Origin of the sequence: Clostridium sp. CF012, assembly GCF_018861755.1 — a bacterium.
In the GTDB taxonomy this organism is placed as follows: domain Bacteria; phylum Bacillota; class Clostridia; order Clostridiales; family Clostridiaceae; genus Clostridium_AD.
In genome coordinates this window covers 1-15,357 of the sequence record NZ_JAHLEF010000057.1, presented here as the reverse complement: position 1 = coordinate 15,357, position 15,357 = coordinate 1, and the positions used below count along the sequence as shown (strand labels likewise).

Here is a 15,357-nt window from a genome sequence, read left to right as displayed (position 1 = left end):
TCCATCCATTTGTGCTGCTCCAGTGATCATGTTCTTTACATAATCGGCATGTCCTGGGCAATCAACGTGTGCATAATGTCTGTTTACTGTTTCATACTCAACGTGTGAAGTATTTATTGTAATTCCTCTTTCTCTTTCCTCTGGTGCTTTGTCAATTTGGTCAAACCTAGATGCTTGTGCTAAGCCCTTAGTTGCAAGTACTGCTGTTATAGCAGCTGTTAATGTTGTCTTGCCGTGATCTACGTGTCCTATTGTTCCAATGTTTACATGCGGTTTAGTTCTTTCAAACTTTGCTTTTGCCATTTTGTATTCCTCCTTATATTTGCATATTATCTTATAATTTGATTATTGTTTAGTCCCTATAACTTGCTCTTGAATACCCTTTGGTACTGGTTCATATGCAGCAAATTCCATGCTGTATACTCCTCTACCTTGAGTTCTTGATCTAAGCGTTGTAGAATATCCAAACATTTCTGATAATGGAACCATTGCTCTAATTACTTGAGCTCCGGATTGAGCTTCCATTCCTTCTATTCTACCTCTTCTTGAGTTAAGGTCTCCCATAACATCTCCCATGTACTCTTCTGGTACTGTTACTTCAACTTTCATTACTGGCTCAAGCAATACTGGATCCGCTTTTGCCATAGCAGCTTTGAATGCCATAGAACCAGCAACCTTAAATGCCATTTCGTTTGAGTCAACATCATGGTATGACCCATCAACTACTTTAACTTTAAAGTTAAGAACTGGGTATCCACCAAGAATACCATTCTTGGATGCTTCTTTAATTCCGTTCTCAATTGGTCCGATAAATTCTTTTGGAATAGATCCACCAACAGTAGCATTTTCAAAAGAATAAGGTTCAGTAGTCGGTATTAACTCTATCCAACAATGGCCGTATTGTCCACGTCCACCTGATTGTTTAATGTATTTACCTTCTGCTTTAACTGCTTTACGTATTGTTTCTTTATATGCAACTTGTGGCTTACCTACATTACATTCAACTTTAAATTCTCTCTGAAGTCTATCAACAATGATTTCTAGATGAAGCTCACCCATTCCACCAATTATTGTTTGACCAGTTTCTTGATCAGTATGAGTTTTAAAAGTTGGATCTTCTTCAGAAAGCTTTGCAAGGGACATACCCATTCTTTCTTGACCAGTTTTTGTTTTTGGCTCAATAGCTACATGAATAACTGGTTCTGGGAAAACCATAGTCTCAAACAATATTGGATGATCTTCATCACATAGTGTTTCTCCAGTGGTTGTATTCTTCAGTCCAATTATTGCACCTAATTCCCCTGCACGTAATTCATCAACTTCTTCTCTGTGATTAGCATGCATTTTAACTAGTCTACCAATTCTTTCTTTTTTACCTTTGTTAGCATTCAATACATATGTACCAGTTTTCATTATGCCGGAATAAATTCTTGCAAAACAAAGTCTACCAACAAAAGGATCCGTTGCAATTTTAAATGCTAATGCTGCCATTGGCTCATCATCACTCGGGTGTCTTTCCATTTTTTCCCCATCATCAACATCCTGACCTTTAATAGCCGGTATATCAAGTGGTGACGGCATATAATCTATAACCGCATCTATCATCATTTGAACGCCTTTATTTTTGTATGAAGAACCACAAATTACAGGTACTATTTCGTTATTAATTACACCTTTTCGAAGTGTTGCTTTCAATTCTTCTTCACTTATTTCTTCACCATCAAGATATTTCATCATAAGGTCTTCGTCTAGTTCAGCTATCGCTTCAACCATAGCTGCTCTATACTCTGCTGTTAATTCTTTCATATCTTCTGGTATTTCCATTTCTTCTATTTGTGTTCCTAAATCATCTTTATAAACTTCTGCAACATTTCTAATTAAATCTATAATACCTAGGAAGACATCTTCTTTTCCTATTGGAAGTTGTATTGGAACTGCATTAGCACTAAGTCTTTCTCTCATCATACCAACAACTCGATAGAAATCAGCACCCATTATATCCATTTTGTTAACATATGCCATTCTTGGAACTTTATACTTGGTAGCTTGTCTCCACACTGTTTCAGATTGTGGTTCAACTCCACCCTTTGCACAGAATACAGAAACTGCACCATCTAGAACTCTTAAAGATCTTTCAACTTCAACTGTAAAATCTACGTGCCCTGGTGTATCGATAATATTTATATTATGACCTTTCCAAAAGCATGTTGTAGCAGCAGATGTTATTGTTATTCCTCTTTCTTGTTCTTGAACCATCCAATCCATGGTAGCTCCACCATCATGAACCTCGCCTATCTTATGCGTTTTTCCTGTATAGAATAATATACGCTCAGTTGTTGTCGTTTTACCAGCATCAATATGAGCCATAATTCCTATATTACGAAATTTATCTAAAGAATATTCTCTACCCACTTATTTGTTCCTCCTCTCGACCGGTGATTTTAAATTTGACAAAACTGTCTTGGCAAAGCCAAAACAGTTTTGGTATTAGTATCTGTAATGAGCAAAAGCCTTGTTAGCTTCAGCCATTTTATGTGTATCTTCTCTTTTCTTAACTGCTGCTCCAGTATTGTTTGAAGCTTCGATTAATTCGTTAGCAAGTTTTTCTCTTGCATACTTCTCGCCTCTTTTATCTGTAGCAATAAGTAACCATCTTAATCCCAATGTTTGTCTTCTCTCAGGTCTAACTTCGATAGGCACTTGATAGTTAGCTCCACCTATTCTTCTAGCTTTTACTTCGAGTAATGGCATAATGTTAGTTAATGCCGTTTCAAACACCTCTAATGGATCTTTACCTGTTTTTTCTTTAATTATGTCAAAAGCCTCATAGCATATTTTTTGTGCTACTCCTCTTTTTCCATCTTCCATTACATTGTTTATTAACTTTGTAACGACTTTGCTATTGTACATAGGATCTGGTAAAACATCTCTTTTCGCAATATATCCTTTTCTTGGCACTTTTCTTCCCTCCTTAACAATTTAAATTAGCTCATAGGTACTCAGTATCTCTACCGCAAAGCGCTCTGTACTTCGCAAATGTATGTAAATATATTAATTATCATATATATAAATGCTGAAGACATTGCACCCCAACTCAAAACATTATTTCTTTTGTTTTGGTCTTTTAGTCCCGTATTTAGATCTACTTTGTAGTCTGTTAGCAACTCCAGCTGAATCCAATGTCCCTCTGATGATGTGATATCTAACTCCTGGTAAATCTTTAACTTTTCCACCTCTTATAAGTACAACACTATGCTCTTGTAAGTTGTGGCCTACACCTGGTATATAAGCAGTAACTTCGTATCCGTTTGTAAGTCTAACTCTTGCTACTTTTCTTAATGCAGAGTTTGGTTTTTTAGGTGTTGTTGTTTTAACTACTGTACAAACGCCTCTTTTTTGTGGACACTCTTTTAGTGCTGGTGAAGCTGACTTTGTTACTAATGTCTTTCTGCCTTTTCTTACTAATTGGTTAATAGTTGGCATGTTTTCACCTCCTTATTTTTATAAGCTCATGTTCATTTATATCAATGCACCGTAACATAACTAAAAGTTATGTTACCGCATGGATATATCTATATTATTTCGTTACTGGCATTAATTTAATCTTCTAGAAGCAAAGCCGTTGCAGATGCAACATCTATGTCACAAAGATTCCCTAGTTCTTTCATTGTGTCTACAAATATTATTTGCAAGGAATTAACTTTGGCTAGTTTTAAAATAGGATCAGTAATATTATTATCAGCATCTTTGGCTATATATAAAACTTTGCCCTGATTATTTTTTAGCGCTTTTAGGGTTTGTTTAATTCCAACGACCCTCTGACCTACAAGTTTACCTACCATGTCTATCCCTCCCCATAATTCAAATCGCAAGATTTATCTAATTGTGATATATCTACTCGATTGAAGTCACACACAAGGTGTATTTTATCATTTTAGCATCACCCTGTCAACTAGTTATAGCTTATACTTCTAAATCATTTTCAATTTCTACCTTTTCATCATCTTCAGTATTGATTTTTATGGTTCTATATCTAGTCATTCCAGTACCAGCAGGTATTAGCTTACCAATTATTACATTTTCTTTTAATCCTAGCAATGGATCTATTTTACCCTTAATTGCTGCATCAGTAAGTACTCTTGTAGTTTCTTGGAATGAAGCCGCTGATAAGAATGATTCTGTTGCAAGGGCTGCTTTAGTTATACCTAATAGAGAAATTTTTCCCTCTGCAGGTACTCCACCTTCAGCTTCAATTTTAGCGTTGGCATCTTCAAATGCGAAGATATCTACTAAATTTCCTGGAAGTAGTTCAGTATCCCCAGATTCCTCTACTTTTACTTTTCTTGTCATCTGTCTTACAACAACTTCTAAATGCTTATCATTGATGTCAACACCTTGAAGTCTATAAACCTTTTGAACTTCAGATGAAAGATAATTCTTAACTCCATTAACGCCTTTGATTCTTAAGATATCATGTGGGTTAACTGATCCCTCAATTATCTCATCTCCAGCTTCAATTGTATCTCCATTTGCAACTTTTAATCTTGATCCAAATGGTATGTCATAACTAAATTCTTCTCCTGAATCAGAAATTACAATGACAACTCTCTTTTTCTTAGTATCTTCCATTTTAACTGAACCGTTCACATCACTTACTATTGCCAAACCTTTTGGTTTTCTAGCTTCAAATAATTCCTCAACTCTCGGAAGACCTTGAGTTATATCTGATCCTGCTACTCCACCTGTATGGAATGTTCTCATTGTAAGCTGTGTTCCGGGTTCCCCTATGGATTGAGCTGCGATTATTCCTACTGCTTCTCCAATATTGATTTTTTGTGAAGTTGCCATGTTCATTCCATAACAGTGTGCACAAACACCAATCTTAGCTTTACATGTAAATACTGATCTAATCATAACTTTTTTCACACCAGACTTTTGAACTGCTTCTGCCAGTGTAATGTTCATGTATTCATCTTTCGGTACTATTATCTCTCCCGTTTTTGGATGAATAATGTCTTCTGCAGTATATCTTCCAGTAAGTCTCTCAACTAACTGTTCAATTACTTCACTTCCATCACAAATTTCTGAAACTTCAAAGCCTTCAGTTGTACCACAATCTTCATGTCTGACTATAACATCTTGACATACATCAACAAGCCTTCTTGTTAAATACCCTGAATCTGCTGTCTTAAGTGCTGTATCCGCGTTACCTTTTCTAGCTCCATGAGTTGAGATAAAATATTCTAATACGTCTAGCCCATCTCTAAAGGATGCTCTAATAGGTAACTCGATGATCTTACCAGAAGGATTAGCCATAAGGCCTCTCATACCTGCTAATTGTTTGATCTGACTCTTAGATCCTCTGGCACCTGAATCTGCCATCATGAATATTGGATTAAATTTATCCAAACTATCCATTAGTGCATTTGCTACATCTTCTGTAGTCTTAGTCCATTTTTCTATTACTCTTTCATATCTTTCTTCCTCAGATATAAACCCTCTTCGATACATCTTCTCTATTTTATCAACAGTTTCATCTGCATCTGCAAGCAATGCCTTTTTAGCCTCTGGAACCACCATGTCAGATGTAGCAACTGTAATTGCTCCAATTGTTGAATAGTGATATCCTGTAGCCTTTATTTTGTCTAGCATTTTAGAAGTTTCTGAAGGACCATATTTTAAGTAGCATTTATCAATAATACTACCAAGATTTTTTTTACTTACCAAGAAGTCTATCTCAAATTTCAATTCATTTCCAGGTATACTCCTGTCAATAAATCCTAAATCTTGAGGTATAGTTTCATTAAAAATTAATTTTCCTGGTGTAGTTTCTATAACGGAAGTTATACTAACGCCATTGACTATTCCAGACATCTTAACTTTAATTTTAGCATGAATATCAATATCCTTTACAGAATAAGCCATTATTACTTCATCTGGTGATGAGAATGCTCTTCCCTCACCTTTAGCACCATCTTTGTCAATGGTTAGGTAGTAAGCTCCTAAAACCATATCCTGAGTAGGTACGCAAACTGGTTTACCATCTGAAGGTTTCATGATATTATGTGCAGCAAGCATTAAGAACCTTGCTTCAGCTTGAGCTTCAACAGATAGAGGTACGTGTACCGCCATTTGGTCTCCGTCAAAGTCAGCATTGTAAGCAGTACATACTAGCGGATGTAGTTTAATTGCCCTACCTTCTACAAGTACAGGTTGGAAAGCTTGAATTCCTAATCTATGAAGTGTAGGTGCACGATTGAGTAGCACAGGATGATCAGATATTACTTCTTCAAGTACATCCCACACTTGAGGCATAACCCTCTCTACCATTCTTTTCGCGCTCTTAATATTATGAGCTACTCCACTTCCAACTAGTTTTTTCATAACAAAAGGCTTAAATAATTCTAAAGCCATTTCTTTCGGAAGACCACATTGATACATTTGCAGTTCTGGTCCAACAACTATAACTGAACGACCTGAATAATCAACACGTTTTCCAAGTAAGTTTTGTCTGAATCTTCCTTGCTTTCCTTTTAACATGTCAGATAGAGATTTTAAAGGTCTATTCCCTGGTCCTGTAACTGGCCTTCCTCTTCTTCCATTATCAATTAATGCATCTACAGCTTCTTGAAGCATTCTTTTTTCATTTCTAACAATTATATCTGGAGCTCCTAAATCTAGAAGCTTTTTCAATCTATTGTTTCTGTTTATTACTCTTCTATACAAATCATTTAAATCAGAAGTAGCAAATCTTCCTCCATCTAATTGTACCATTGGTCTTAAATCAGGAGGTATTACTGGAATTACATCAATTATGATCCATTCCGGTTTATTTTTAGATTTTCTGAAGGATTCTGACACATCCAGTCTTCTAATACTTCTAATTCTTTTTTGTCCTGTGCTTGTTTTTAAATCTTCCTTCAATTCCTTAGATAACTCTTCTAAGTTTATATCTTGTAGCAGTACTTTTACAGATTCTGCGCCCATACCAGCTACAAAACTATCAGCTCCAAACTTATCAATAGCTTCTCTATACTCTTTTTCACTAAGGATTTGTTTCTTAAGTAGTGATGTTTCTTTTGGATCCAATACTACATAAGATGCAAAATAAAGAATTTTTTCGAGAGATCTAGGTGACATATCTAAAATAAGTCCCATACGAGATGGTATTCCTTTGAAATACCAAATGTGAGAAACTGGAGCAGCAAGTTCAATATGCCCCATTCTTTCACGTCTTACTTTAGATTTTGTAACTTCAACGCCACATCTATCACAAACTATTCCTTTATATCTTACTCTCTTATATTTTCCACAGTGACATTCCCAATCTTTAATTGGTCCAAATATTCTTTCACAAAAGAGTCCATCTCTTTCAGGTTTTAAAGTTCTATAGTTTATAGTCTCAGGTTTTTTAACTTCACCCTTTGACCATTCTCTGATTTGCTCTGGTGATGCTAATCCTATTTGAATAGCATCGAAATTATTAAATTCAAACAAGGGTACATCCTCCCTTCATATTAATGTTCATCATTAAAATCATTTAATTCTAAGTCCTCACCAAATTCTTCTAAGGGTATTTCATCGTAATTTATATCAATATCTACTTCTTCGTCATCATCGACAAGTTCGATGTACTCTTCCGTTGGTGCCTCAGGAATTATATCTTCTGATCCTTCTATGTTAACATTTAAATTTAACTCTTCAATTTCATCATCAACTGATTCCTTCAGTTTAATTTCTTCTAAATCGTCAGTAAGAACTTTTACATTCAGACACAACGCTTGCAATTCTTTTATAAGAACTTTAAAGGATTCAGGAACACCAGGTTCTGGTATATTCTCACCTTTAACTATTGCTTCATAAGTTTTAACCCTACCTACAACATCATCAGATTTAACTGTCAGAATTTCTTGCAGAGTATGAGCTGAACCGTAAGCTTCTAGTGCCCAAACTTCCATTTCTCCAAATCTTTGGCCACCAAACTGTGCTTTACCACCTAATGGTTGCTGTGTTACTAGAGAATATGGTCCTGTTGATCTAGCATGTATTTTATCATCAACTAAATGATGTAGCTTTAAGATATACATATATCCAACAGTAACTCTGCTATCAAATGCTTCTCCCGTTCTTCCATCATATAAGTCAGTTTTTCCATCTGCATGGTATCCTGCTTTTTCTAAACATGCTTCAATTTCTTCCTCAAGGGCACCATCAAATACTGGTGTTGCAATATGCCAACCGAGTTCACTAGCTGCCCATCCTAAATGGACTTCTAATACCTGGCCTATATTCATACGAGAAGGAACTCCAAGTGGATTTAAGCATATTTGAAGTGGTCTTCCATCAGGTAAAAACGGCATATCTTCTACTGGTAATACTCTAGAGATAACCCCTTTATTACCGTGTCTTCCTGCCATTTTATCTCCTACAGATATTTTCCTCTTTTGAGCTATATAACATCTAACTAGTTCATTTACACCTGGTGGAAGTTCATCACCATTTTCTCTAGTGAACACTTTAACATCAACTATTATTCCAGCTTCGCCATGTGGCACTCTAAGTGATGTATCTCTTACTTCTCTTGCTTTTTCACCAAATATTGCTCTTAATAATCTTTCCTCTGCAGTAAGTTCTGTTTCACCCTTAGGAGTTACTTTTCCAACTAGGATATCTCCAGATCTTACTTCAGCACCTATTCTTATTATTCCACCCTCATCTATGTCTTTAAGTGCATCTTCTCCGACATTAGGGATGTCTCTAGTTATTTCTTCTGGTCCAAGTTTCGTATCTCTTGCTTCTGATTCGTATTCTTCAATATGAACTGAAGTAAATATATCATCACGAACAAGTTCTTCAGATATTAGCATTGCATCCTCATAGTTATAACCTTCCCAAGTTACAAATCCAATACGAATATTCTTACCTAAAGCTATTTCTCCAAGGTCTGTTGAAGGTCCATCTGCGAGTACAGTATTTATTCCAACTTTTTCACCTTTATTAACTATAGGTCTTTGATTTATACACGTACCTTGATTGGATCTTTTAAACTTAAGAATTTTATAAGTATCAAGTTCATTATCTGAATCTCTTCTTACTCTAATTTCATTTGCACTTACATATTCAACTACACCTGCATTTTTAGCTTTTGGAAGAACACCTGAGTCTACTGCGGCTCTGTATTCTATCCCTGTACCAACAATCGGTGCTTGTGATTTTAGTAGTGGTACTGCTTGACGTTGCATGTTAGAACCCATTAGTGCACGACTGGCGTCATCATTTTCAAGGAAAGGTATCATTGCAGTAGCAACGGAAACTATTTGCCTTGGTGATATATCCATAAGGTCAACTTCTTCTTTTGGAACAACCATTACTTCGTGCTTAGCTCTTACAGTTATTTTTTTGTCTACAAAAGTACCATCTTCACTAATTGGCTCACTTGCCTGTGCTACTAGGTATGCATCTTCTTCATCTGCAGTCATATACACTATTTTATTTGTAACTACTGATGTTTTCTTATCTACAACCCTATATGGTGTTTCAATAAACCCATACTCATTTACTTTAGCATAACTAGCAAGAGAGTTAATAAGTCCGATGTTTGGTCCTTCTGGAGTTTCTATAGGGCACATTCTACCATAATGTGAGTAATGTACGTCTCTAACTTCAAAACCAGCTCTCTCCCTTGAAAGTCCACCAGGTCCTAGTGCAGATAATCTTCTCTTATTTGTAAGTTCTGACAATGGATTCGTTTGATCCATGAACTGAGAAAGTTGTGAACTACCAAAAAATTCTTTTATAGCTGCAGCTACTGGCCTTATGTTTATAAGAGCTTGAGGCGTTATTCCTTCTTGGTCTTGAATTGTCATTCTTTCTTTTACAACTCTTTCCATTCTAGATAAGCCTATTCTAAATTGATTCTGCAGAAGTTCTCCTACAGATCTAATTCTTCTATTTCCCAAATGATCAATATCATCAATATAACCGATATCATAAGTTAGTCCTAACTCGTAGCTCACTGTAGCATACATATCATCTTTAATTATATGTTTTGGTATTAATCTGCTTTTGTTAAGTTTAATTTGCTCTTTAATTGCTTCTTCATCAGTAAAGTTATCTAATATTCCTTTTAGGGTTGGGTAATGAACCATTTCCCTAATATTAAGATCAGATATATCAAATTTAACTACTTTATTAATGTTGACAAAGTTATTTCCTATTACTCTTATTACTTTATCCTCTACTTGAAGATCTACTACATTAATTCCCAAGTTTTGAATGTCTAGAGCAGTTTCTCTGTCTATCTTTTCATCTTTTTCAACTATAACTTCCCCAGTTATAGGGTTAACAATATTCTCAGCAGCAATTTGGTTTGCAATTCTGTGATTAATTGACAACTTTTTATTAAATTTGTATCTACCAACTCTTGATAAATCATATCTTTTTGCATCAAAGAATAATGAATCAATAAGAGATACCGCACTATCCACTGTAGGTGGCTCGCCTGGTCTTAGCCTCTTATATATTTCTATCAATGCTTCTTCTCTTGTTTTTGTATTGTCTTTTTCTATGGTGGCAGTTAGTCTTTCTTCCTCACCTAATAACTCATGCAAGTCTAAATCGCTACCATTATCCATCATAGCTCTAGCCAAAATACTTATAGGCAGTTTTCTTGTCTTGTCAATTCTAATATAAACAATATCATTAGAATCTGTTTCATACTCAAGCCATGCCCCTCTGTTTGGAATTACTGTTGAAGAGTAAAGTTTTTTTCCTGTTTTATCAACAGAATAATTGTAGTAAACCCCTGGAGATCTAACTAATTGACTAACTATAACTCTTTCTGCTCCATTAATAACAAATGTTCCTTGAGGTGTCATAAGAGGGAAATCTCCCATAAAGACTTCTTGTTCTTTGATTTCACCAGTTTCATTATTACGCAGTCTAACTTTAACTTTTAGAGGAGCCGCGTATGTTGTGTCTCTTTCTTTACACTGTTCTTCAGAATACTTAATGTTATCTGTATCAAGTTTGTATCCTACAAACTCTAGAACAAGATTACCTGTATAATCCTGGATAGGATTTATATCGTCAAAAACCTCTTGAAGTCCTTCTTTTAAAAACCAATTATAAGAGTCTAACTGAATTTCAATTAAATTTGGCATATCAGTTACTTCCCCTATTTTTGAAAAACTCATTCTTGTTCTTTTACCTAATTGGACAGGATGTACCATCAGCTTTCACCCCTTGCATAAACTAAAATAACCAAAAACACACCTTCCCCTAGGACTTTGTGTTTCTGGATTCACACATTTTTATCATATTCTAACCATTTTTATTAATTTAATACACTTCTATGAGTAATTACATTTTTCTTACTGATAAACTACTAATTTTCAGTGCATTATGCTATATTATCACAATTATATTTCTATGTCAACATAACATTTCAAAAAAAGGGCACTCTTATATAAAAGTACCCTCATTTTATAATAAAATTATTTTATTTCTACTCCGCCGCCAACTTCTTCAAGTTTAACTTTTATAGCTTCAGCGTCTTCTTTGTTTACAGCTTCTTTAATAGTTTTAGGAGCTCCATCAACTATATCTTTAGCTTCTTTGAGTCCTAGTCCTGTTAATTCTCTAACAATTTTAATAACTTTAATTTTGTTAGGACCAGCACTAGTTAAAACTACATCAAATTCAGTTTTTTCTTCAACAGCAGCTGTAGCAGCTCCTGCAGCTGCAACTGGTGCTGCAGCACTTACGCCAAATTCCTCTTCGCAAGCTTTTACTAATTCATTTAATTCTAAAACACTCATATCTTTTACAGCTTGAATAATTTCTTCTCTTGTCATTATAAATGCACCTCCGAATTTTTTTCATATATATATTATTTTCTTCTTAAAAATTTGAATCAATTAAATTTTGCGCTATGTATTTCAGCCTAATAATTAAAATATTACTCTGCTAACTCTTTTTGCTCTTTAATTGAATTCAATACGTATGCAAGATTTGATATTGGAGCTTTGAAGCTTCCAAGTAATTTTGCAAGTAAAACATTTCTTGGTGGTATTGATGCCAATTGATTAACTTGTGCAGCATCAAATATTTCGCCTTGGATTATTCCTGCTTTAAGCTCTAATTTTTTATGAGTTTTTGCAAATTCATTTAAAACTCTAGCTGCAACTGTTGGTTCTTCATATCCGAAAGCTATTGAAATAGATCCTTTTAGGTGTGTTACTATACCTTCAATTCCTAATTCTCTAGCTGCAAGAATAACTAGTGTGTTTTTATAAACTTTATATTCCACTCCAGCTTCTCTAAGGTTTTTTCTAAGTAGTGTATCGTCTTCTACATTTAAACCCTGATACTCACTAAGTACTACACCTTGAGCTTTTTGTAATTTTTCTTTTATTTCCGCTACTTTTGCTTCTTTTAATTGTCTATTATTGCTTAACACTGTATATCCACCTCCTCACAGTTTTTAACTGCTTTATAAAAAATAAAATCTCTCCGCAGATGCGAAGAGACCTAATAATCGTACAAAAGTACATTTATTGGAATCCTCGGTAGGTATGTTGTCTTTTACGCTTTCGCACCTACTATCTACGGAATATTATCTATTTTACTTTGTGAATTATATCATACTTAAGTCTAATTGTCAATACTAGTCTAATACTTTAGACTGATTGATTTTTACTCCAGGTCCCATTGTGCTAGACACTGAAACTGACTTTAAGTATTGTCCCTTAGCTGCTGCTGGTTTAGCTTTAACTACCGCTTCCATTAAAGCATGAAAGTTTTGAACTAATTTTTCAGCGCCAAAAGATGCTTTTCCAAGTGGTACATGAATTATAGAAGTTTTATCAACTCTATACTCAACTTTACCAGCTTTTATTTCATTTATTGCTCTAGTAACATCAAATGTTACTGTTCCTGATTTTGGATTTGGCATTAACCCCTTAGGTCCCAATACTCTACCTAATTTACCAACAACACCCATCATATCTGGTGTAGCAACAACTACATCAAACTCAAACCAATTTTCTTTTTGGATTTTATCAACTAATTCATCATTTCCAACAAAATCAGCGCCCGCAAGTTCTGCTTCTTTAGCTTTTTCGCCTTTAGCAAAAACTAGAACTCTAACTGTCTTACCTGTTCCATGAGGAAGCACTACTGCTCCTCTAACTTGTTGGTCTGCATGCCTTGGATCAACACCAAGACTTACAGCAAGCTCGATAGTTTCATCGAATTTAGCCTTAGCTGTTTTCACCGCAAGTTCCATAGCTTCTGTTGGTGTATATAGAGCGGTTTTATCTACAAGTTTAGAACTCTCTATGTAATTTTTTCCCATATTAGTATCCTCCTTCGTGGTTATAACGGTTTTTACCTCCCACGTAATTTATAGAAATTTATTCTTCTACAACTATTCCCATACTTCTTGCTGTTCCAGCTATCATACTCATAGCAGCTTCAATTGATGCTGCATTTAAGTCTGGCATCTTGATCTCTGCAATTTCTCTTACTTTAGCTTTAGAAACTGTTGCAATTTTAGTTGTGTTCGGAGCTCCTGAACCACTTTCGAGTCCAACTGCTTTCTTTAATAGTATTGCTGCTGGTGGAGTTTTTAGTATGAAACTAAAAGATCTATCTTGATATACTGTTATTACTACTGGTATTATCATGCCTGCTTGATCAGCAGTTTTTGCGTTGAATTCTTTACAGAATCCCATGATATTAACACCGTGTTGTCCAAGTGCTGGACCTACTGGTGGTGCTGGGGTTGCTTTTCCTGCAGGAAGTTGAAGTTTTATCATTCCTGTTATTTTCTTAGCCATGAGTTTATACCTCCTATATTGTGGTAATGCGGATTAAAAATCCTCCCACTTAGTACCTAGTCTAATTTTTGTATTTGATTAAATTCTAGTTCAACAGGCGTTTCCCTGCCAAACATATCAATTAGTGCTTTAACTTTATGCTTTTCCAAATGAATTTCTTGTATTAACGCAACAAATCCTTCTAAAGGTCCAAATGTTACCTGAATGTTCTCACCTATTTCGTAGTCAACAACTATTACTTTTTCTGCAATTCCCATAGTTCTAACTTCTTCTTCAGTAAGAGCCACCGGTTTAGAACCCGGTCCTACGAATCCTGTTACACCTCTTGTGTTTCTAACTATATACCATGATTCATCTGTCATAAGCATTTTAACCATTACATAACCTGGGAATACTTTTTTAAAAGTTATCTTTTTCTTTCCATCCTTTACTTCAACTACTTCTTCCATAGGAACTTGAATGTCATGTACAAATTCTTCAAGATTTCTATTTTCGATTGCCTTTTCTAGGTTGGCTTTAACTTTATTTTCATAACCAGAATATGTATGTACAACATACCATTTAGCTTTATCTGCCATAGCTCAAAGGGTGGAGTGATCCGTCCCCTACCTCCTTTTTTTACCTTATTTAAAAATTAGTTTATAGAGGTTCTGAAAACCATAATCCAACAAACCTACAAAGATTACAAAAATAAGAGAAAAACTTACCACCGCAATAGTTGCCTTTTTAATATCTTTTTTAGAGGGCCAAGTTATTCTTTTTGCTTCTGCCTTAAGGTCCTTGAAAAACTTTACTATTCCTTTTGGGTTTGATTTTTCTTTTACTTTAATGTTACCAGCAACAGCCATTTCATTCACATCCCCCAACGTTTTGTGTTTTATGCTGTATTATTTTGTCTCTTTATGAAGTGTATGTTTGTGGCAGAACTTACAGTATTTTTTCATTTCTATCCTGTCTGGGTTATTTTTTTTGTTTTTCATTGAATTGTAATTTCTCTGTTTGCAATCAGTACATGCTAATGTTACTTTTACTCTCACAATCTACACCTCCCGGTTTTCCATCTATTTAAGAAAGCCAATGCATAATAAGCATTACGCTATCTTTAGTATTTTTTTATTTTACTTAAACAATTTATCACAACTTAATAGATATGTCAATGGATTAGTTCAAGGTGTTTTTTCATTAAACGTTCCTTTTACCTCAAGTTCAACATTCATATTTTATTTTCTAGGAACTAGGCCAAAAGGCCTAGTTTATATCCAATTTAATTGTGGCTTTTTCTTTATACTATTTAACTATTGAAGTAACAACGCCTGAACCTACAGTTCTTCCGCCTTCTCTTATAGCAAATCTTAATCCTTCATCCATTGCTACTTGAGTTATTAATTCAACGTTCATGTCAATATGATCTCCTGGCATTACCATTTCCATTCCGTCTGGTAATTTGATTGATCCAGTTACATCAGTTGTTCTGAAGTAAAATTGTGGTCTATATCCGTCGAAGAATGGAGTATGT

General features: G+C 34.8%; 14 protein-coding genes, 1 pseudogene and 1 other annotated feature. All 15 genes and pseudogenes read right to left on the bottom strand.

The window, feature by feature from the left end:
- A partial coding sequence (locus KPL50_RS25355; RefSeq protein WP_253200812.1) for a GTP-binding protein occupies positions 1 to 303 on the bottom strand: 303 nt, incomplete at its 3' end.
- 42 nt (positions 304 to 345) lie between these two features.
- On the bottom strand, positions 346 to 2,412 hold the full coding sequence (fusA, locus tag KPL50_RS25350; RefSeq protein WP_216301275.1) for an elongation factor G: 2,067 nt from the start codon (positions 2,410 to 2,412) through the stop codon (positions 346 to 348).
- A 75-nt stretch (positions 2,413 to 2,487) separates the two neighbouring features.
- Complete coding sequence (gene rpsG, locus KPL50_RS25345; protein ID WP_164959262.1) at positions 2,488 to 2,958, bottom strand: 30S ribosomal protein S7; 471 nt, start codon at positions 2,956 to 2,958, stop codon at positions 2,488 to 2,490.
- Positions 2,959 to 3,102: 144 nt separating this feature from the next.
- Positions 3,103 to 3,483, bottom strand: a complete 381-nt coding sequence (gene rpsL, locus KPL50_RS25340; protein WP_125002848.1) for a 30S ribosomal protein S12 — start codon at positions 3,481 to 3,483, stop codon at positions 3,103 to 3,105.
- Between the two features lie 116 nt (positions 3,484 to 3,599).
- Positions 3,600 to 3,842 carry a ribosomal L7Ae/L30e/S12e/Gadd45 family protein gene (locus KPL50_RS25335; RefSeq protein ID WP_216301274.1) on the bottom strand — a complete coding sequence of 81 codons (243 nt, stop codon included), beginning with the start codon at positions 3,840 to 3,842 and terminating at the stop codon, positions 3,600 to 3,602.
- A 121-nt stretch (positions 3,843 to 3,963) separates the two neighbouring features.
- Entirely contained in the window at positions 3,964 to 7,497 is a 3,534-nt protein-coding gene (gene rpoC / locus KPL50_RS25330) for a DNA-directed RNA polymerase subunit beta' (protein WP_216301273.1), read from the bottom strand.
- 20 nt (positions 7,498 to 7,517) lie between these two features.
- On the bottom strand, positions 7,518 to 11,231 hold the full coding sequence (gene rpoB, locus KPL50_RS25325; protein ID WP_216301272.1) for a DNA-directed RNA polymerase subunit beta: 3,714 nt from the start codon (positions 11,229 to 11,231) through the stop codon (positions 7,518 to 7,520).
- A 264-nt stretch (positions 11,232 to 11,495) separates the two neighbouring features.
- Positions 11,496 to 11,855, bottom strand: coding sequence for a 50S ribosomal protein L7/L12 (gene rplL, locus KPL50_RS25320; RefSeq protein WP_216301271.1), 360 nt, complete (start codon positions 11,853 to 11,855; stop codon positions 11,496 to 11,498).
- Between the two features lie 104 nt (positions 11,856 to 11,959).
- Positions 11,960 to 12,460, bottom strand: coding sequence for a 50S ribosomal protein L10 (gene rplJ / locus KPL50_RS25315; protein WP_216301270.1), 501 nt, complete (start codon positions 12,458 to 12,460; stop codon positions 11,960 to 11,962).
- A gap of 33 nt (positions 12,461 to 12,493) precedes the next feature.
- Positions 12,494 to 12,630 (bottom strand) — a sequence feature (ribosomal protein L10 leader region).
- Between the two features lie 37 nt (positions 12,631 to 12,667).
- Positions 12,668 to 13,357, bottom strand: coding sequence for a 50S ribosomal protein L1 (gene rplA, locus KPL50_RS25310; RefSeq protein ID WP_216301269.1), 690 nt, complete (start codon positions 13,355 to 13,357; stop codon positions 12,668 to 12,670).
- Positions 13,358 to 13,415: 58 nt separating this feature from the next.
- Positions 13,416 to 13,841 (bottom strand): 50S ribosomal protein L11, encoded by a 426-nt coding sequence (gene rplK / locus KPL50_RS25305; RefSeq protein ID WP_216301268.1) that lies wholly within the window; start codon positions 13,839 to 13,841, stop codon positions 13,416 to 13,418.
- Between the two features lie 56 nt (positions 13,842 to 13,897).
- On the bottom strand, positions 13,898 to 14,419 hold the full coding sequence (gene nusG, locus KPL50_RS25300; RefSeq protein WP_216301267.1) for a transcription termination/antitermination protein NusG: 522 nt from the start codon (positions 14,417 to 14,419) through the stop codon (positions 13,898 to 13,900).
- A 45-nt stretch (positions 14,420 to 14,464) separates the two neighbouring features.
- Positions 14,465 to 14,689 carry a preprotein translocase subunit SecE gene (gene secE, locus KPL50_RS25295; protein ID WP_216301276.1) on the bottom strand — a complete coding sequence of 75 codons (225 nt, stop codon included), beginning with the start codon at positions 14,687 to 14,689 and terminating at the stop codon, positions 14,465 to 14,467.
- A 39-nt stretch (positions 14,690 to 14,728) separates the two neighbouring features.
- Positions 14,729 to 14,878 (bottom strand): 50S ribosomal protein L33, encoded by a 150-nt coding sequence (gene rpmG, locus KPL50_RS25290; RefSeq protein ID WP_216301266.1) that lies wholly within the window; start codon positions 14,876 to 14,878, stop codon positions 14,729 to 14,731.
- A gap of 250 nt (positions 14,879 to 15,128) precedes the next feature.
- Positions 15,129 to 15,357: pseudogene (tuf, locus tag KPL50_RS25285) on the bottom strand (elongation factor Tu); the annotation flags it as partial.